We start from the raw sequence: 17947 nt of genomic DNA, 5'->3' as shown, positions 1-17947 counted from the left end.
GGAGCCGGAGTTGAGCGACGCGATCGAGTACGGCGCGGTCAGGCACAGCGAGGTCGAGGTGAACGGCGTGCGGCTGCACGTCGCCGAACAGGGCGAGGGGCCGCTGGTCCTGCTGCTGCACGGCTTCCCCGAGAGCTGGTACTCCTGGCGCCACCAGTTCGCCCCGCTCGCCGCCGCCGGCTACCGGGTCGTCGCCCCCGACCAGCGCGGCTACGCCCGCAGCGAGCAGCCGGACGGCGTGGACGCGTACACCCTGCTCCACCTGGTCGGCGACGCGACCGCGCTGATCGACGCGCTCGGCGCGGAGCGGGCCGTGGTGGTCGGTCACGACTGGGGCGCGGTCGTCGCCTGGGCCACCGCGGCGCTGCGGCCGGACAAGGTGCGCGGCGTCGCCGGGCTGAGCGTGCCGCCGATCCCGGTCGGCGGGCCGCCGCCGCTCCAGGCCGCCCGGGCGAACTTCGGCGACGGCTTCTACCAGCTCTACTTCCAGGAGCCCGGCCGGGCCGACGCCGAGCTGGCGGCCGATCCGAAGTCCAGCTTCCGCCGCATCCTCGGCGGCATCGAGCCGGACGGGCGGCCGCGCGCCTGGATCATCCCCGAGGGGAAGAAGCTGCTGGACACCCTCCCGGAGCCGGAGCAGCTGCCGGCCTGGCTCACCGAGGCGGACATCGACGCCTTCGCCGCCGACTACGCCACCCACGGCGAGCGGGCCTTCACCGGCGGGCTCAACTGGTACCGCAACCTCGACCGCAACGCCGAACTGCTGGCGGCCTTCACCGGCGTGAACGTCGAGGTGCCCGCGCTGTACGTGGCCGGGGAGCAGGACCTGGTCAACGCGATGATGCCACCGGAGGTGCTCGCCCACCTGCTCGGCCGACTGCCCCGGCTGCACCGCCACGTCCGGCTGCCGCGGACGGGGCACTGGACGCAGCAGGAGCGTCCGGCGGAGGTGAACGAGGCGCTGCTGGACTTCCTGAAGGCGCTCGATTAGACCGGCTCAGACCGGCAGCAGGCGGGCGATCAGCTCGCCGAGGCGGCGGGCGTTGCGGCAGGAGTGCATCTCGACGACGCCCGCGTAGGCGGGGGCGGCGGAGTCGCCGGTCGGCCAGAGCGCGGTGCGTTCGGGGTTGAGCCAGAAGACCCGCCGCGCCCGGCCGGCGATCCGGCGCAGCGCGTCCAGGTTCGGGTCGCGGTGGTTGTTGCGGGCGTCGCCGAGGATCAGCACGCTGGTGCGCGGACCGACCGCGTCCAGGTGCCGCTCGGCGAACTCGCCCAGCGCCGTGCCGTAGTCGCTGTTGCCGTGGTAGCCGGTGACCTTGGCCTCGGCGAGGATCCGGGCGGCCAGCCGGGCCGGGTCGGTGCCGCCGCGGTTCAGCAGGTCGGTCACCTCGGCGGTGCGGTTGACGAAGGCGAACACCCGGACCCGGCTGAACTGTTCGCTCATCGCCTGGACCAGCAGCATGGTGAAGTCGGCGAACCCGGCCACCGAGCCGGACACGTCGCAGAGCAGCACCAGCTCCGGCCGGGCCGGGCGGCGCAGCCGGTACGCGGGGCGCAGCGGCACCCCGCCGGTGGACAGCGAGCGGCGCAGGGTGCGGCGCAGGTCGATCTGCCCGCGGGCGGCGCGGCGGCGCCGGGCGGCCAGCCGGGTGGCCAGCTTGCGCGCCAACGGGTGGACGGTGCGCCGCAGTTCGGCCAGCTGCTCGCGGCCGGCGGCGAGGAAGTCGATCCGGTCGACGGTGGGGGCGACGGCGCGTTCGGCGATCCGTTCGGCGCCGCGCAGTTCGGCGACCCGGCGGCGGGCCTCGCCGGTGACCAGGGCGCGGAAGTCCCGGATGCGGCGGCGGATCTCGTCGGCGAGGACGAGGTCGGAGACGTCCTCGGGGGCGGTGGACCCCGCGCGCAGTGCGGCGAGGACCCGGGCCAGCAGGGTCTCGGGGGCGAGCCGGCCGAGCGCCTGGTGCGCCGACCAGCCGTCCGAGCCGGGGGCGGAACCGGGCCCGGCGGCGGCGCCGTACCGGCCGAAGGCCTCCACCACCTCGCCGGCCAGCCGGGCCTGGGCGGCCCGGTCGTCGGCGGCCAGGGCGGCGGCCAGCCGTTCGCGCAGGTCCTCGCGGACCGGGTCGGGCCGGCCGAAGCGCGGCGGCTCGGGGTCGTCCGGCAGCGCGGGAGGGTCGGCGCGCAGCGCCTCGGGGACGCCGACGCCGAGCGGGAAGAACAGGTCGAAGGTGGCGTCGAAGACGGGCCGTTGGCCGTCCGAGCGCAGCAGCGCCGCGGCCAGCCCGGCCCGGACCTGCTCCCGGTCGACGAACCCGAGGACGTCCAGCACGGCGGCCGCGTCCACCGTCTCGGCCGGGCCGATCCGCAGGCCGTGGCCGCGCAGCGCCCGGACCAGACCGGTCAGCCGGGCGGCGGTGTCGGCGGGCGCGTTCGCGTCGGCTGGCGTGTTCGTGCCCGTGGCCGGGCCAGTGCCCGTGCCCGTGTCGGGGCCAGTGCCCGTGCCCGTGCCCGTGTCCGGGCCCGTTCCGGTGCCGGTCATGCGAGGGTGAGCTTCTGGGCGGCCTTCCGGACGTCGTCCTGGTGCTTGAGGATCACCCCGAGGGTGTCGCGGACCACCGCCTCGTCGAGGGTGTCCGCGCCGAGGGCGAGCAGGGTGCGGGCCCAGTCGATGGTCTCCGCGACGGACGGCGCCTTGCGCAGCTCCATCGCGCGCAGCGCGCCGACCACCCGGACCAGCGAGCCGGCCAGCGTGTCGTCCAGGCCGGGCACCTTCTGCCGGACGATCCGGCGCTCCAACTCGGCCTCCGGGTAGTCGAGGTGGAGGAACAGGCAGCGGCGGCGCAGCGCCTCGGAGAGCTCGCGGGTGGCGTTGGAGGTGAGCAGCACGAACGGGCGGCGGCTCGCGGTGATGGTGCCCAGCTCGGGCACGGTGACCTGGAAGTCGCTGAGCACCTCCAGCAGCAGCGCCTCCACCTCGACGTCGGCCTTGTCCATCTCGTCGATCAGCAGCACGGTGGGCTCCTCGCCGCGGATGGCGGTGAGCAGCGGGCGGGTGAGCAGGAACTCCTCGCCGAAGATGTCGGTGCGGGCCTGGTCCCAGTTCTCGTCGCGGCCGGCGGTGATCCGCAGCAGCTGCTTGGCGTGGTTCCACTCGTAGAGCGCGCGGGCCTCGTCGATGCCCTCGTAGCACTGCAACCGGACCAGCCGGGCCTGCCCGATCGCGGCCACCGCCTTGGCGAGCTCGGTCTTGCCGACCCCCGCCGGGCCCTCGACCAGCAGCGGCTTGCCGAGCCGGTCGGCGAGGAAGACGGTGGTGGCCACCGCGGTGGAGGCGAGGTATCCGGTGGCGGCCAGCTGGTCGACGGTGTCCGCCACCGATGTGAAGAACCCCGTGCCGTCGCCGTTGCCCATGTCCGTGCCTCGTTCCCGTCCGTGTACCCGTGGCCGCGTGCGCCCGTGTCCGTGCGGCAGCACCCTACCGGCCGGTCACTTCGCTGTCTCGGGGTCGCCTCGGGTGGAGGGGAGAGGGGGACGGCAGGCGGGAGCGGTGTACGGCCGGGGGCCGTACACCGCCGGCGTGCTCGCCCGTCCGCGGCGTCAGTTGACGAAGATGAGCGGGCTGCCGGCCACCGAGGTGTCGGCGACCGGCCCGTAGGTGGCGCTGAAGTAGCCGACCGAGAAGCACAGGCCCGAGCCGGAGACCAGGTTGAACGGCTGGCCGGCGAAGCCGATGCTGTTGGTGGCGTTGGAGGTGGTCCCGGAGATCCCGGTCGTGTTCTGGTAGACGCAGGTGACGCTGCCGAGGATGGTGCCCAGCACCACCGTGGTCCTCATCGAACCGGCCGCGCCGGGGGCGAGGGTGACCGGGTTGCCGGGGCCGTCGCCGACCGTGTTGGTGAACGGCAGGTTGTTGACGGTGATGCTGCGCACGCTGGTCACGCCGAGGACGTTGGAGCTACAGGATCCGAAGGTCTGGGTGTTGAGCTGTTCGACGGCGTTGCCGGGCGCGGCCGGGTTGGCCGTCACGGTGGCGGAGAAGGACGAGGCGGCGCATTTGATGCCGCTCGTCCCGGAGGCGCTGTTGTAGAAGGTGGCGTAGCTGCCGGGCAGCAGGTTCGCGGTGAGGACGTCGCCGACGGCGGCGTCCGGGCCGGTGGGGCTGCCGGTGGTCAGCACCGCCGGGCCGTCGGCCTGGGCGGGTGCGACGGCGGCGGCGGTGAGGGCGAGTGCGGCGAGGGCTGCGGCCCCGAGGGTGCGGCGGATGTGCATGAGGGTGTGCCTCTCTCCGTGCGGAGACGGGTGGGGGTTCGCCGGCGTGCGGGTGTGGTGGCGGGCACGACGGGGGAGGTGCGTGGCATGGCGCACCGGGGTGGGGCTGCGCGGGGCCGCGGCGCGGCGGGCCCGGCGCCACGGGCCCGCGCGCCGCGGTACGGCGCTGCGGTACGGCGATGTGGTGGTGCGGACGTACAGCGGTGCGGACGTGCGACGGTGCGCACGTACGACGGTGCGGACGTACGGTGCGAGGGCGGACGTGCGGTGTCGTGGGGGTGCACGTCGGCGGCTGCCACCGCCGCGGGCACGGGCCGCCGGTCGGCCGGTGACTGGTTCGTCCACCGGTTGGAAACCTGCCAGTGTTGTAAACCCGCTGTTGCGTCAATGTCAATACCGGACACAGGAGTTGGCGATGGAGTGGAACCCGTCCCGGAGTCCCGAGGTGGTCCTGCTGCCGGGTGCGCGGACCGGCCGTGACCCGGCCCGGTCGATCAAGCGCGGACCGAGCCGGCTACCCCCGGACGTGGTGGCCGCGACCCAGCGCGAGCGGCTGCTCGACGGGCTGGTCCACACCGTCGCCGAACGCGGCTACCAGCACGCCACCGTGAGCGACATCTGCCGCGCCGCCGGGGTGACCAGGCCGGTCTTCTACGAGCTGTTCAGCGGGAAGGAGGACGCCTTCCTGGCCGCGCACCGGCACGGCACCGGTGTGGTGATCCGCCGGATGGCGGCGGCCTTCGCGGCCGAGTCCGACTGGTGCGTCGGGATCCGGCAGGGCCTCGACGTGATGCTCCAACTGCTGGCGGGCGTACCGGCGTTCGCGACCATGGCGGTGATCGAGATCGAGGCTGTCGGCCCGGCCGGGCGGCGTGAACGCGACCAACTCCTTACCAGGTTCCGGGTGTTCTTCGCCGAAGTGCCGCAACTCCCGGTCGGCGTGGGGGTGGAGGAGCTGGTGGACGCCGTGGTGGGCGGCGTCTACAGCGCGGTCTACCGCCGGGTCGACTCCGGTCGGACGGATCAACTCCCGGATCTGCTACCGGTCTTGAGCGTCTTCTGCCTGGCGCCCTTCCTCGGCCCGGCCGAGGCGGCCCGGCGGGTCGGGCTGCCGGGCCGGGTCGCCGAGCGGTGAAGATCCTTCGTGCACCGCTCTTGACCCGGCCGATACCCGGCAGTAGCTTTCCGGTTACTCCACGCGGTCCTTTCCGGCCCCGCCCCGCTGCCGGGGGGCGGGCGGCCCCGGCGGGCCGCCGAACGCTGTCCGCGCCAGGGCAACGTGCCAGTGCCTGCACATCCCACCCACCCAGGGAGCACACATGGCCATGTCCGAGGACGCCGCCGCCGCGGCCGAGTCACCCGGGACACCCGAAACCGCCGCGACGCCGACCGGCGGCAGAAGAGGGCGGGTCCGGCTGAAGCGCACCGCCCTGATGGCCGTCCCGGCCGTCGCCGCGGGAGCCGTCCTGATGACGCTCACCGCGCAGGGCGTACTCGCCGCCCAGTTCGCCATCTCCGGCATGCCGTTCACCATCACCGCGGACCGGCTCGACGGCAAGGGCTTCGCCCAGTTCGGCGGCCTGGACTCGATGATCCCGGACAGCCCCAACGCGGGCTCCACCGGCGGCCAGGTGCTGGTCGCGGTCTCGGCGATCAAGAGCGCCCAGCTCACCAATCTGTGCCAGAGCGTCGACCTCGGCGGCATCAACCTGGTGATCCACGCCGGCGACGGCGGCACCCCGGTCACCGCCACCGACCTCACCACCGACTCCGATCTGCTGTCCGGCGACGCGGAGTTCACCAACATCGAGATCGGCGGCGACGCCAGTACGTACACCAAGGCCGGGCCGGCCGGGAAGGGCAACCCGGGCGTCTTCGGGCAGCAGGCCGACACGGTGACGCTGACCCACCTGAAGCAGCACAACTACGCGAGCACCGCGGCCGGGTTCAAGCTGCCCAACCTGCGGCTGAGCTTCAGCTCGCAGGGCTGCTGACCGTGGCGGGGCCCGTACCGGAGCCGGCCGGTCCCGATGGTGTCGAAGGCGTCGGCGAGGCGGCGGAGGCGCCACCCGCCCCCGCCCCGGCCACCCCAACAGCTCCGGCTGCACCAGCAGCTGCGGCAGGTTCGGCGGCCCCGGCAGCTCCGGCCGCCGGCCGGGGCCGCCGCGACTGGCGGGGCAAACGCCCGTTCTGGGGCGGACTGCTGGTGCTGTTCGGCGGCGCCGAGATCCTGTTCACCCTGCGGGCCCCGCTGCCCGTCGTCCTGCACATCGGCATGCAGGGCCTGGCCGGCTACCTCGTCCCGGCGGTCATGGTGGTGTGCGGCCTGCTGATCCTGTTCAACCCGACCCAGCGGCTGTTCTACTCCGTCCTCGCCGTGCTCGCCTCGCTGGCCAGCTGGCTCACCTCCAACCTCGGCGGCTTCCTGCTCGGGATGCTGCTCGGGGTGACCGGCTCCTGCCTCACCTTCGGCTGGCTGCCCGACCAGCCGCTGCGCCGGGGCCGTCAGCGCCGGGAGGACCGTCGCGAGCAGCGCCGGGCCGCCCGCACCGACACCGTCGGAGTGTGAGCGCCGGCAGGGACAGCACCCGTACGGCCCCGCCCCCTGGCGATGGGAGAGCGCCAGGGGGCGGGGCTACGGCGTGGGCACCCACCCGGGGTGGGGCCCTCAGCGGGGTCGGGACCCTCAGATGGTGGCGGCGTCGATGACGAAGCGGTACCGGACGTCGCCCGCCAGCACCCGCTGGTAGGCCTCGTTGATCTGGTCCGCACGGATCAGCTCGATCTCCGCGGTGATGCCGTGCTCGCCGCAGAAGTCCAGCATCGCCTGGGTGGCGGGCAGCCCGCCGATCATCGAGCCGGACAGCGAGCGGCGGCCGCCGATCAGCGCGTGCGGGTGGACGATGACCGGCTTCTCCGGTGCGCCGACCTGCACCATCGTGCCGTCGGTGCGCAGCAGGCCGAGGTAGGCGCTGAGGTCGAGGTCGGCGGAGACCGTGTTGACGATCAGGTCGAAGGTGCCCGCCAGCTCGGTGAAGGTGGCCGGGTCGGCGGTGGCCCGGAAGTGGTCGGCGCCGAGCCGCAGCCCGTCCTCGCGCTTGCGCAGCGACTGGCTGAGCACGGTGACCTCGGCGCCCAGGGCGTGGGCGAACTTCACGCCCATGTGGCCGAGCCCGCCGAGGCCGACGACGGCGACCCGCTTGCCCGGGCCGGCACCCCAGTGGATGAGCGGGGAGTAGAGGGTGATGCCGGCGCAGAGCAGCGGCGCGGCGGCGTCCAGCGGCAGGCTGTCGGGGATGCGCAGCGCGTACCCCTCGTCGACCACCAGCTCCCGGGAGTAGCCGCCGTAGGTCGGCAGGCCGTCCTTGCCGGTGCCGTTGTAGGTGAAGACGGCGCCGCCCGGGCCGGTGCAGTACTGCTGGAGGCCGGCCCGGCAGTTGTCGCAGGTGCGGCAGGAGTCGACGAAGCAGCCGACCCCGACCCGGTCGCCGACCCGCCAGCGGGTGACGCCCGGGCCGACCTCGGCGACCACGCCGGCGATCTCGTGGCCCGGCACCATCGGGAAGATCCCGGTGCCCCAGTCCTCGCCGACCTGGTGGATGTCCGAGTGGCAGATGCCGGAGTACTTGATGTCGATCACGATGTCGTGTTCGCCCACGGCCCGGCGGGTGACGGTGGTCTTCTCCAGCGGGGCATCGGGCTGCTGCGCCGCGTAGGCGGCGACGGTGCGGGTGGTGCGGTCGGCGGTGCCGGTCGTCGTGTTCGTCATGCCCTCAAGCCTGCGGCGGCCCGATCGGGCCAGCCAGACCAGAGTTCATCGTAGGAACCCCGGGCGTACGAACCCCGGGCGTAGGAATCGCAGACGTAGGGAGGGCGGACGTAGGACCGCGCAACATACGCACGGCAGTATCACCCTGGCCCGCCCACGGCGGCCGCGCCGCCCGCATACTGCACCCATGGACCAGCGCACCGAACTCAGCGAGTTCCTCCGCTCCCGCCGCGCCCGGCTGCGGCCGGAGGACGTGGGCCTGCCCGACACCACCACCCGGCGGCGGGTCCCCGGCCTGCGCCGGGAGGAGCTGGCCCAGCTCGCGGGCGTCAGCACCGCCTACTACACCCGCCTCGAACAGGGCCACGGCGAGAACGTGTCGACGGCCGTGCTGGACGCCATCGCCCGGGTGCTGCGGCTCAGCCCGGCCGAACGCGACCACCTCGGCCGGCTCACCAAGCCCGCCCGCCGGCGCGCCGGCCGGGCCGCCGCCCGCCCGCAGCGGGTCCGGCCCGCGCTCCAGCAACTCCTGGACGCGATGGAGGGCGTGCCCGCGTACGTCCTCGGCCGGCGGCTGGACATCATCGCCTGGAACCGGCTCGGCACCGCCCTGCTCGGTGACTTCGGCGCGATGCCGCCCGAGCAGCGCAACATCGCCTGGAACGTCTTCCTCGACCCGGCGGCCCGCGAACTGTACGAGGACTGGGAGGGCAAGGCCAGCGACGTGGTCGGCATCCTGCGGCTCGACGCCGGACGCGACCCCGACGATCCCCGGCTGGCCTCGCTGATCGGCGAACTCTCCGTCAAGAGCGCCGACTTCCGACGGCTCTGGGCCGCCCACGGCATCCAGGACAAGGGGCACGGCACCAAGCTGCTGCACCACCCGGTGGTCGGCCGGCTCAGCCTCGAGTACGAGACGCTGCGCCCGGCCGGGGACGGCGACCAGGTGCTCGTCGCCTACCACGCCGAACCCGGCTCCACCTCCGCCGAGTCCCTGCGCCTGCTGGCCAGTTGGGCGGCCACCGAGTTCCTGCCGGAGCCGGGCGGCGGCGAGCGGACGGCGGACGGCCGCGCCGACCAGGCCACCCGGTAGCCGCGCGGACCGGTAGCCGTTCGGGGCGGTCGGGCTACCGGTAGCAGTACGAGTCCGAGGAGGCGTCGCCGCCCGCCAGGTGGGTCTGGTGCACCCGCAGCCCCCGGAAGTCCGCACCGTGCGGGAAGAACCGCCGGTCGACGGTGAGCCCGCCCGCTTCGGTGTCCGCGTCCAGCTTGACGATCCACGGCTCGATGCCGTCCGGGTAGAACTGGTCGTCCCAGGCGCCGTACAGCGAGTTGGTGAGGTAGAGCCGCCGCCCGTCCCGGCTGATCTCGACCATCTGCGGCGCGCCGCTGAGCGGGCGCCCCGGCTCGGCCGGGTGCGGGGTGCGCGCCACCACGCCGCCCAGGCGCACCGAGGCGGCCAGCCGGGGGTGGAACGGGTCCGAGACGTCGTACTGGAACAACTCGCCGGTGCCCCAGGCCGAGACGTACAGCCAGCGGTCGTCCACCGACAGGTTGATGTCGGTGACCAGCGGCGGCACCGCCCCGAACGGCTGCAACGCGGGCGGCAGGTCCTCGGCCTTGGCCGGCTCGGCGGGTATCTCGATCACCTTGCGCGCGGTGAACGCCGGACCCTCCCGGTACCAGAGCCAGACCGAGGAGGAGAGGTCCTCGACGTTGGTCACCACGCCCGCGAAGCCCCACTCGGCCTGCGGATCGTGCGCCGGGCGCAGCTCCAGCACCATCTGGTACTGGTCGCCGAGGTCGATCCGCTGGAGGTGGCGCCCCGAGTCCAGCTCCCAGAAGTGCAGCGCGTGCCCGTACTTGCGGCCCAGCAGCAGCTCCGGCACCACCCCGTCCTCGACCATCCACGGCGTGCCCCACTCGCTGGTCACGCCCACGTTGCTGCCCAGGTGCCACCAGACGTCGTAGGCGAAGTGCTGCGGCCCGCGCTCGGTCTCCCAGGCCCGCAGCACCTCGAAGGTGGTGTGGTCGAGCAGCGCCACCCCGCCCGGCCCGTCCGAACCGTCCCCGCTGCCCAGGCAGGACAGGAACACCCCGTCCGGCCCGCAGTGCAGGGTGTGCGGCCGCGAGTACCCGGCCCGGGCCGCCAGCTCCTCCGGCTGCACGGTCTTCACCAGCCGTGGCCGCACCGGGTCCGGCCGGGTGTCCATGACGTGCAGCCGGGAGGACCGCAGCCCCGGCAGCAGCAGGTACCGCCGCTCCGGGTTCTCGTGGCAGGCGTGCGCCAGCGCACTGGAGCAGGCGTTCCACCCGAAGTGGTGCAACTCGTCGCCGAGCGTGGGCAGTTCGGCGAAGTTCAGGACCCTCCCGTAGCTCGCCGAGGCCGGATCGGTGTCGACCGTGAGCAGCGCGTCGGGCTGCCGCCCCGACCGGTCGAAGCCGGCGACGTACGCCAGTCTCTCCGGTGGTGCGGCGATCGCCTCGGCGGGCGAGCGGTAGAGCGACGGATCGGTGTGGCCGGCCTGCGGGCCCTGGCCGTGCGGCATGAGCGAACTCCTCAACTCGCCTTGCTGGTCCACGATGTGGCGTGCGTCCGGGTAGCGTTCCACAGGTCCACCGGCGCACAGCAGGCGCACGAGGGGCGGTCCAGGGGTGCGGGCCGCGCGGCTAGGCTGGTCGCAGGGGCGGACGCGAGTGGGTGGGGGGAAGAGTGCGAGTGTCCAACAGCATCACCGGGGGCACGTTCCACGGTCTGACGGTCCAGGCGGAGAACGCCCAGCTGACCGTCGCCGCCCAGCCGCCGGTGGTGTCCGGCCTGCCGCCGCTCTCCGCGACGTTCACCGGCCGGGACCGGGACCTCGCCGAGCTCCGGGCGCTCCTGCTGGCGGACGGCGCCGGCACGGTCGCCGTGACCGGGCTCGGCGGCATCGGCAAGACCACCCTGGCCGTGGCCGCCGGCCGGGCGGCCCTGGAGCACGGCTCCTTCTCGCTCGCCCTGTTCGTCAACCTCCGCGGCTACGACGAGACCCCGATGGACGCCGGACAGGCCCTCGACACCCTGCTGCGGGCGCTCGGCGTGCCGGCCGAGCACATCCCGCCGGACCCGGAGGCCCGCGCCGCCCTCTACCGCACCCGGCTGGAGCAGCGCGAACAGCCCGTGCTGATCGTGGCCGACAACGCCTCCCGCGCCGACCAGGTCCGCCTCCTGCGCCCGCCGTCCGACCGCCACCGGCTGCTCGTCACCTCCCGCGAGACCCTGCCCAGTCTGGGCGCCCGCCTGCACCGCCTCGACGTCCTGGAACCCCCGGCGGCCGTCGGCCTGCTCGCCGCCGCCGTCCGGACCGCCCGCCCGGACGACGAGCGGCTGGCCGCCGACCCGGACAGCACCCGGCGGATCGCCGCGCTCTGCGGCCACCTGCCGCTGGCCCTCCGGCTCGCCGCCGCCCAGCTCGTCCTGGACGAGCACCTGCGACCCGCCGAACTCGCCGAGGACCTGGCCGAAACCGCCGACCGGCTCACCCTCCTGCACGACGGCGACACCGGCATCCGCCTCACCCTCGACCGCTCCCACCGCCGCCTCACCCCCGACCAGGCCGAGCTCTTCCGCCTGCTGGCCCTCAACCCCGGCCCCGACGTCTCCACCGAGGCCGTCGCGGCCCTGACCGACCGCCGGCTCCGCGACGTCCGCCGCCGGCTCGCCCAGCTCGCCGGCACCGCGCTCATCGAGCAGAGCCAGGAGGGCGGCCGCTGGTACCTGCACGACCTGGTGCAGGTCTACGCCCTGGAGCAGGCCGAGCAGTACCCGGAGGAGGGCAGCGTGGCCGTCGGGCGCCTGCTGGCCCACTACGCGTTCACCGCCAACGCCGCCAACGCGCGGGTGCGGGGACTGCCCGGGGACCTCGGGCCCCGGGTGTTCCCGGACCGGGCGGACGCCGTGCTCTGGCTGGAGCGCGAGCGGATCAACCTGGTCGCCGTCAGCAAGGTCGCGGCCGCCGCGGGCGTCCATCACGTGGTGCTGTTCCTGGCGCCGGTCCTGACCTCGCACCTGGTCGGCTGGTTCCGGACCGACGACGCGCTCGCCGTGGCGGGCGCGGCGCTGGAGGCGGCCCGGGCCCTCGGCGACCGGGCCGAGGAGGCGAAGGCCTGGAACAACCTCGGCCTGCCCCTGGAGCACGCCCGGCGGTTCGAGGAGGCGGCCGAGGCCCACCGTCAGGCCGGGGCGATCTACCGGGAACTGGGCGACGGCGCGGGGCAGGCGCGGGCGTACGGGAACCTCGGCAACAACCTGCGCAGCCTGCACCGGTTCGAGGAGGCGATCGAGGCCCTGGAGTACGCCCACACCACCAGCCGTGACACGGGCGACCGCCGCGGCGAGGCCCTGCGGTCGGTCAACCTCGGTGGGCTGCTGTGCGAGGTGGGCCGCGTCGACGAAGGCTTCGACCTGCTCCGGCACGGCCGGGACCTCTGCCGCGAGCTCGGTGACCGCTACAGCGAGGCGACGGCGGAGATCAGTCTCGGCGGGGTGCTGTGCGGCCTGTGGCGCTTCGAGGAGGCGATGGCGGCCTACGAGTGCGCCCGGTCCCACTTCCGGGACCTCGGGGACCGCTACGGGGAGGCCAGGGCGACCGGGGGTCTCGGCACCTGCCTCGCCCGGTCGCACCGGTTCGAGGAGGCGCTGGAGCTCCACGAACGCACCTGCGCCACCTTCAGGTCGCTCGGCGACCGCCACGGCGAGGGCGTCTCCCGGGGCGACCTCGGTGCGGTGCTCGAAGCCCTCGACCGGGGCGACGAGGCCGCCGACGCCTATTGGCAGATGGTCGCCGCCATGCGGGACACCGGGGACCACGAGCAGGAGGCCTGGGCATGGGACTCCCTCGGCAACGTCCTGCACGCGCGCGGCCGCTTCGAGGAGGCGGTGCGCGCCTTCGAGAACGCGCTCGCCATCGACCGCGAACGGCGGAACCGGCGGGGCGAGGCCGGACGCCTGAACAACCTCGCCGGGGTCTACGACGACCTGGGCCGGCACCAGGAGGCGATCGACGCCTTCCGGTCCGCCCGGCGGCTGTTCCACGAGTGCCGGGACGACTTCGGCGAAGCCCTCGCCCGGCTCAACCTCGGGAGCGCGCTGAGCAACCAGGGCCGGTACGACGAGGCGGCGCAGCCGCTCCGACTCGCCGTCACCGGGTTCCGGGAACTCGGCGACCGCACCGGCGAGGCCGTGGGGTGGGGGCGGCTGGCCGGCGCGCTGCGCGGGGCCGGCCGGGGCGCGGAGGCGGCGGAGGCCGACGAGCGGGCGCGGGCGCTGCTCGCCGAGGAGCAGCCGGCGGAGCCCTGAGCGCATGGCCCGAGCACGTGGCCCGGGCACGCAGCCTGAGCGTGCCGCCGAAAGCATTGCGGACGTCACATCCCGTCGGCCGACCGCCGACCCGCCGACGGGACGTCGGCCCAGTACAGTCGGCCCATGGAGTTTCGGGAAGACATCCTGGGTGCCCCCTACGAGGCGGCCGAACTGCCCCTGCGTCGCGATGCGGAGGGGGAGGTCAGCGCGACGCTGGTGCGCCGGCTCGTCCCCGGGTCGGAGCGGGCCGTGCTGTACGTCCACGGCTACAACGACTACTTCTTCCAGACCAACCTGGCCGACCACTTCACCGCGCTCGGCTTCTCCTTCTACGCCCTCGACCTGCGCAAGTACGGCCGCTCGCTGCGCCCGCACCAGTCGCCGAACTTCGTCCGGGACCTCGCCGAGTACGACGAGGAGATCGACGAGGCGGTGCGGATCGTCCGGGAGGTGGACGGGCACCGGCAGCTGCTGCTGAACGGGCACTCCACCGGCGGCCTGGTCGGCGCGCTGTGGGCGGGCCGGCGCGCGGGCCGCGGGCTGGTCGACGGGCTCTTCCTGAACAGCCCGTTCCTGTCGATGCCGACCGCGCCTGCGGTGCGGACCGTCGGCGGCCCGGCCGTCACCGCCATCGCGCGGCTCTCGCCGACCCGCGTGCTGCCGTCCTCGCTCAACCCGCACTACACCCACAGCCTGCACAAGGACCACAAGGGCGAGTGGGACTTCGACCTCACCCTCAAGCCCGCCGAGGGCTTCCCGCTGTTCGCGGGATGGCTGGCCGCCATCCACCAGGGCCACCGGCAGGTGCGGCGCGGCCTGGGCATCGACGTGCCGGTGCTGCTGATGGCCTCCACCGCCTCGATCGCCACCACCAAGTGGCACAACGCGCTGCACCACGCCGACGGCGTGCTGCGCGCCGACGACATCGCCGCCCAGGGCCCGCGGCTGGGCCGGCACGTCACCATCGTCCGGATCAAGGGCGGCATGCACGACCTGGTGCTGTCCGGCGAGGCCGCCCGCACCCAGGTGTTCGCCGAGCTGGACCGCTGGCTCGCCGCCTACCTGCCCGTCGACGAGACCGAGGCCGTGGGGGAGCACGCGTGACGGAGCGCCCGGACGGGCCGGACTCGCACGACGAGCACGACGAGCACGACGAGCCGGTCCCGGTCGGACGGCCGACCGACCTCGGCTTCGCCAAGCTCATGCCGGACGTCGACCGCGACGGCGGCTGGCTGCTCACCCTCGACGGCACCCCGCAGTCGTACGTCGACCTCGCCGACCCCACCCACCTGGAGTTCGAGTACACCCGGCGGATCGGCCACCTCGCCGACGCGATCGCCCCCGCCGGGCGGCCGCTGGACGCACTGCACCTCGGCGGCGGTGCCCTCACCGTGCCCCGCTACCTCGCCGCCACCCGCCCCGGCTCGCGCCAGCGGGTGGTCGAGGTGGACGGCCCGCTGCTCGACCTGGTCGCCGAGCACCTGCCCTGGCAGGGCCCCGGCGTGGACATCACCGCCACCGTCGGCGACGCCCGCGCGGCCCTGGCCGAGGTGCCCGCCGGCTCCCAGGACCTGGTGATCGCCGACGTCTTCCACGGCTCGCGCACCCCCGCCCACCTCACCTCGGTGGAGTTCCTGCGCCTGGTGGCCACCGCGCTGCGCCCCGGCGGCTGCTACGCGGCCAACCTCGCCGACGGCCCGCCGCTGGCCTTCGCCCGGGCCCAGGCCGCGACGCTGCGCGCGGTCTTCCCGCACACCTGCCTGATCGCCGAGGCCCCGGTGCTGCGCGGCCGCCGCTACGGCAACATCCTGCTGGCCGGCTCCACGGCGCCGCTGCCGACCGCCGAACTCGGCCGGCTGCTCGCCGGCGACATCTTCCCGGCCCGCCTCACCGACGGCGACGACCTGGCCGACCTGGTCGGCCGCACGCCCCCGGTCACCGACGCGACCGCCACCGACTCCCCACCCCCACCCGCCGGCGCCTTCAGCCTCGGCTGAGCCGGGCCCCGGCGCGTCGCCTCCCGCCCCCGGCGGTCGGCGCGTCGGCCGGATCGTGGGTGTGGGCGGGGTGTGACAATCGGCGGGTTCATGCCGGGAGTACTCAGCACGTCCGAGGGAGTGAGCGATGAGCGGCGGGGAGCGGCCGGAGCTGGGGCAGGTGCCGGAGACGGCGCTGTGGACGTTGTGGCACCGGGCGGTGGAGGCGCGCCGGCCGGACACCGTGCTGGCCGACCCGAAGGCGGTCGAGCTGGTCGGGCGGATCGACTTCCCGTTCGCGGAGCGGTTCGGCGAGCGGGCGGCCGTCGCGCAGCTCCAGGCCCTGCGGGCGTCCTGCTTCGACCGGGAGGTCGCCGACTTCCTGAACCGCCACCCGCGCGGCACCGTGGTGGGCCTGGGCGAGGGCCTGGAGACCCAGGCCTGGCGGGTCGACAACGGCCGCGCCACCTGGCTCTCCGTCGACCTCCCCGAGACCGCCCTGCTGCGCGAGCGGCTGCTGCCGCCGGACCCGCGGCACCGGATCGTCGCCTGCTCGGCCACCGACCCGCGCTGGATGGACGAGGTGGATCCGTCCCGGGGCGTGCTGATCAGCGCCGAGGGGCTGCTGATGTACCTGCGGCCGACAGAGGTGCGGGAGCTGATCGCGGCCTGCGCCGAGCGCTTCCCGGGCGCCACGTTCGTCCTGGACGCGGTGCCGCGCTGGTTCAGCGCCCGGGCCGTCCAGGGCAAGCTCCGGGACCGCCACTACCAGGCGCCGCCGATGCCGTTCGGCATGGACGCGGACGAGCGCGGCAAGCTCGCCACCGCCCACCCCTCGGTGACCGACGTCCGGGAGGTCTACCCGGAGGGCGGCCGGGGCCTGGTCGGGGCGCTGCTGCCGCTGGCCCGTCCGCTGCGGCGGCGGCCGTCCGTGGTCGCCCTCCGCTTTACCGAATCGGGAAGATCCTTTGACCCGACCGGAACCACGGCAGGACGCCGTACGTCGTAACCACGGGTGATCGGCCAGGGGGACTGGCCGGCCCGGCACGTTAGGCTGCACGGGGGAATGCGGCCGCGTGCCGCCATCGGACGACCGCCGGGACCGGCGTGCGGACACCGCCACGGGGCCGCCGCCGGTCCCGTCCTGCCACGGAGGTACTGGCCTTGCACATCGACGCCTGGATCGAGAGCGTCCCACCGGGCGCGGTGTACGCCCTGGTCGGCCTGATCATCGGGCTGGAGTCGCTCGGCATCCCGCTGCCCGGTGAGATCGCGCTGGTCACGGCGTCGCTGATGGCGGTCAAGGGCGTCGTGAGCCCGGTCGGGGTCGCGGCGTGCGCGATCCTCGGCGCGATCATCGGCGACTCGATCGGCTACTCGATCGGGCGCAAGGGGGGCAAGCCGCTCTTCGAGAAGCTCGGACGGAAGTTCCCCAAGCACTTCGGGCCGTCGCACCTGGCCACCGCCGAGCGCTCCTTCCAGAAGTGGGGCATGTGGGCGGTCTTCTTCGGCCGCTTCATCGCCCTGCTGCGCATCTTCGCCGGGCCGCTGGCCGGCGCGCTGAAGATGCCGTACTGGAAGTTCCTGATCGCCAACGTGCTGGGCGGCGTGGTCTGGGCCGGCGGTACGACGCTGCTGGTCTACAAGGTGGGCAAGAGCATCGAGCCGTGGCTGGCCCGGTTCTCCTGGGCCGGCCTGGCCGCGGCGGTGCTGATCGGCGGCCTGTCGGCCTGGGTGATGAAGCGTCGGGCCGCCAAGACCCACGCCAAGATGGAGGCGGAGGAGGCGGCGGCCGCCGCCGCGAAGGCGTCGGTCGCCGACTGACGCACCGGCCGTACGGAGCGTCACCTGCTGTCGGGCCCCCGGAGTAGCATCGGCTGACACCTGCCGATCCCGCACTCTGGAGGGCCCGATGACGCAGCCGACCTGGGACGCCGTGGACGCCTACTTCTCCGAGCAGCTGGTCGGCCACGACCCGGTGCTGGAGGCCGCCGCGGCCGACGCCGACGCGGCCGGGCTGCCGCACATCGCGGTGGCGCCCAACCAGGGCAAGCTGCTGCACCTGCTGGCGCTGACGCAGGGCGCCCGGCGGATCCTGGAGGTCGGCACCCTCGGCGGCTACAGCGCGATCTGGCTGGCCCGCGCGCTGCCCGCGGACGGCACCCTGATCACCCTGGAGATCGACCCGACCCACGCCGCCGTGGCCCGGGGCAACCTGGCGCGGGCCGGGCTGGAGAAGATCGCCGAGGTCCGGCTCGGCCGCGCCGCCGACTCGCTGGCCGCGCTGGCCGAGGAGGGCGTGGAGCCCTTCGACCTGGTGTTCATCGACGCGGACAAGCCGAGCAACCCCGAGTACTTCCGCTGGGCGCTGCGGCTGACCCGCCCCGGCTCGCTGATCGTCGTCGACAACGTGGTGCGCGGCGGCGCCGTCGCGGACGCGCACAGCACCGACCCGGCGATCGTCGCCACCCGCGCCCTGCACGAGCTGATCGCCGCCGAGCCGAGGGTCACCGCGACCTCGGTGCAGACGGTCGGCAGCAAGGGGTACGACGGCTTCACGCTGGCCCGCGTACAGGGCTGAGCACACAGGAC

Annotated in this window: 16 protein-coding genes; 11 read left to right on the top strand and 5 right to left on the bottom strand. The window is 74.3% G+C overall.

Annotated elements, in window-relative coordinates; genetic code table 11:
* The first annotated feature begins 10 nt into the window (after positions 1-10).
* Positions 11-991, top strand: coding sequence for an alpha/beta fold hydrolase (locus ABTY15_RS11065; protein ID WP_350579923.1), 981 nt, complete (start codon positions 11-13; stop codon positions 989-991).
* A gap of 6 nt (positions 992-997) precedes the next feature.
* On the opposite strand, the gene ABTY15_RS11060 is transcribed toward ABTY15_RS11065, so the two are convergent.
* From ABTY15_RS11060 to ABTY15_RS11050, 3 genes are all read right to left on the bottom strand, one after another.
* A complete protein-coding gene (locus ABTY15_RS11060) occupies positions 998-2539 on the bottom strand; it encodes a vWA domain-containing protein (RefSeq protein ID WP_350579920.1) in 1542 nt (513 codons plus the stop codon).
* Positions 2536-3411, bottom strand: coding sequence for an AAA family ATPase (locus ABTY15_RS11055; protein ID WP_350579917.1), 876 nt, complete (start codon positions 3409-3411; stop codon positions 2536-2538). The genes ABTY15_RS11060 and ABTY15_RS11055 overlap by 4 nt, the downstream gene beginning before the upstream one ends.
* A gap of 186 nt (positions 3412-3597) precedes the next feature.
* A complete protein-coding gene (locus ABTY15_RS11050; RefSeq protein ID WP_350579914.1) occupies positions 3598-4269 on the bottom strand; it encodes a Tat pathway signal sequence domain protein in 672 nt (223 codons plus the stop codon).
* Positions 4270-4684: 415 nt separating this feature from the next.
* Between ABTY15_RS11050 and ABTY15_RS11045 the strand changes: the two genes are divergently transcribed.
* From ABTY15_RS11045 to ABTY15_RS39785, 3 genes are all read left to right on the top strand, one after another.
* On the top strand, positions 4685-5404 hold the full coding sequence (locus tag ABTY15_RS11045; RefSeq protein WP_350579911.1) for a TetR/AcrR family transcriptional regulator: 720 nt from the start codon (positions 4685-4687) through the stop codon (positions 5402-5404).
* A gap of 184 nt (positions 5405-5588) precedes the next feature.
* The gene (locus tag ABTY15_RS11040; protein WP_350579908.1) at positions 5589-6263 is read left to right on the top strand and encodes a DUF6230 family protein; all 675 of its coding nucleotides are present in this window, start codon (positions 5589-5591) and stop codon (positions 6261-6263) included.
* Positions 6264-6469: 206 nt separating this feature from the next.
* Positions 6470-6838: a DUF6114 domain-containing protein gene (locus tag ABTY15_RS39785; protein ID WP_502893475.1), complete on the top strand. Its 369-nt coding sequence runs from the start codon at positions 6470-6472 to the stop codon at positions 6836-6838.
* Positions 6839-6955: 117 nt separating this feature from the next.
* Here ABTY15_RS39785 and ABTY15_RS11030 read toward each other — a convergent pair whose 3' ends face one another.
* Entirely contained in the window at positions 6956-8038 is a 1083-nt protein-coding gene (locus ABTY15_RS11030; RefSeq protein WP_350579892.1) for an NAD(P)-dependent alcohol dehydrogenase, read from the bottom strand.
* Positions 8039-8225: 187 nt separating this feature from the next.
* On the opposite strand from ABTY15_RS11030, the gene ABTY15_RS11025 reads away from it, so the two are divergent.
* Entirely contained in the window at positions 8226-9131 is a 906-nt protein-coding gene (locus tag ABTY15_RS11025) for a helix-turn-helix domain-containing protein (RefSeq protein WP_350579889.1), read from the top strand.
* Between the two features lie 34 nt (positions 9132-9165).
* On the opposite strand, the gene ABTY15_RS11020 is transcribed toward ABTY15_RS11025, so the two are convergent.
* Entirely contained in the window at positions 9166-10587 is a 1422-nt protein-coding gene (locus ABTY15_RS11020) for a selenium-binding protein SBP56-related protein (protein ID WP_350579886.1), read from the bottom strand.
* 170 nt (positions 10588-10757) lie between these two features.
* Between ABTY15_RS11020 and ABTY15_RS11015 the strand changes: the two genes are divergently transcribed.
* From ABTY15_RS11015 to ABTY15_RS10990, 6 genes are all read left to right on the top strand, one after another.
* Positions 10758-13376: a tetratricopeptide repeat protein gene (locus tag ABTY15_RS11015; protein ID WP_350579883.1), complete on the top strand. Its 2619-nt coding sequence runs from the start codon at positions 10758-10760 to the stop codon at positions 13374-13376.
* Positions 13377-13502: 126 nt separating this feature from the next.
* Positions 13503-14483 (top strand): alpha/beta hydrolase, encoded by a 981-nt coding sequence (locus tag ABTY15_RS11010; RefSeq protein WP_350579880.1) that lies wholly within the window; start codon positions 13503-13505, stop codon positions 14481-14483.
* Between the two features lie 98 nt (positions 14484-14581).
* Entirely contained in the window at positions 14582-15376 is a 795-nt protein-coding gene (locus ABTY15_RS11005; protein ID WP_350580132.1) for a spermidine synthase, read from the top strand.
* A gap of 127 nt (positions 15377-15503) precedes the next feature.
* Positions 15504-16364 carry a class I SAM-dependent methyltransferase gene (locus ABTY15_RS11000; RefSeq protein WP_350579877.1) on the top strand — a complete coding sequence of 287 codons (861 nt, stop codon included), beginning with the start codon at positions 15504-15506 and terminating at the stop codon, positions 16362-16364.
* A gap of 155 nt (positions 16365-16519) precedes the next feature.
* Positions 16520-17179, top strand: coding sequence for a DedA family protein (locus ABTY15_RS10995; protein ID WP_350579875.1), 660 nt, complete (start codon positions 16520-16522; stop codon positions 17177-17179).
* Between the two features lie 88 nt (positions 17180-17267).
* Positions 17268-17936, top strand: a complete 669-nt coding sequence (locus ABTY15_RS10990; protein WP_350579873.1) for an O-methyltransferase — start codon at positions 17268-17270, stop codon at positions 17934-17936.
* Positions 17937-17947: the final 11 nt, after the last annotated feature.

It is taken from the genome of Kitasatospora sp. NPDC097643 (assembly GCF_040302625.1).
Classification (GTDB): Bacteria; Actinomycetota; Actinomycetes; order Streptomycetales; family Streptomycetaceae; genus Kitasatospora.
Note: the sequence above shows the minus strand (reverse complement) of the source record. Positions and strands in the feature narration are given on the sequence as shown.

What these genes read in the sequence shown, in the direction of transcription:
- ABTY15_RS11000 (WP_350579877.1), top strand. Translation starts at nt 15,504, where the DNA reads ATGAGCGGCGGGGAGCGGCCGGAGCTGGGGCAGGTGCCGGAGACGGCG.
- ABTY15_RS10990 (WP_350579873.1), top strand. Translation starts at nt 17,268, where the DNA reads ATGACGCAGCCGACCTGGGACGCCGTGGACGCCTACTTCTCCGAGCAG.
- ABTY15_RS11020 (WP_350579886.1), bottom strand. Translation starts at nt 10,587, where the DNA reads ATGCCGCACGGCCAGGGCCCGCAGGCCGGCCACACCGATCCGTCGCTC.
- ABTY15_RS11050 (WP_350579914.1), bottom strand. Translation starts at nt 4,269, where the DNA reads ATGCACATCCGCCGCACCCTCGGGGCCGCAGCCCTCGCCGCACTCGCC.
- ABTY15_RS11045 (WP_350579911.1), top strand. Translation starts at nt 4,685, where the DNA reads ATGGAGTGGAACCCGTCCCGGAGTCCCGAGGTGGTCCTGCTGCCGGGT.
- ABTY15_RS11010 (WP_350579880.1), top strand. Translation starts at nt 13,503, where the DNA reads ATGGAGTTTCGGGAAGACATCCTGGGTGCCCCCTACGAGGCGGCCGAA.
- ABTY15_RS11005 (WP_350580132.1), top strand. Translation starts at nt 14,582, where the DNA reads ATGCCGGACGTCGACCGCGACGGCGGCTGGCTGCTCACCCTCGACGGC.
- ABTY15_RS11060 (WP_350579920.1), bottom strand. Translation starts at nt 2,539, where the DNA reads ATGACCGGCACCGGAACGGGCCCGGACACGGGCACGGGCACGGGCACT.
- ABTY15_RS11055 (WP_350579917.1), bottom strand. Translation starts at nt 3,411, where the DNA reads ATGGGCAACGGCGACGGCACGGGGTTCTTCACATCGGTGGCGGACACC.
- ABTY15_RS11025 (WP_350579889.1), top strand. Translation starts at nt 8,226, where the DNA reads ATGGACCAGCGCACCGAACTCAGCGAGTTCCTCCGCTCCCGCCGCGCC.
- ABTY15_RS11040 (WP_350579908.1), top strand. Translation starts at nt 5,589, where the DNA reads ATGGCCATGTCCGAGGACGCCGCCGCCGCGGCCGAGTCACCCGGGACA.
- ABTY15_RS11030 (WP_350579892.1), bottom strand. Translation starts at nt 8,038, where the DNA reads ATGACGAACACGACGACCGGCACCGCCGACCGCACCACCCGCACCGTC.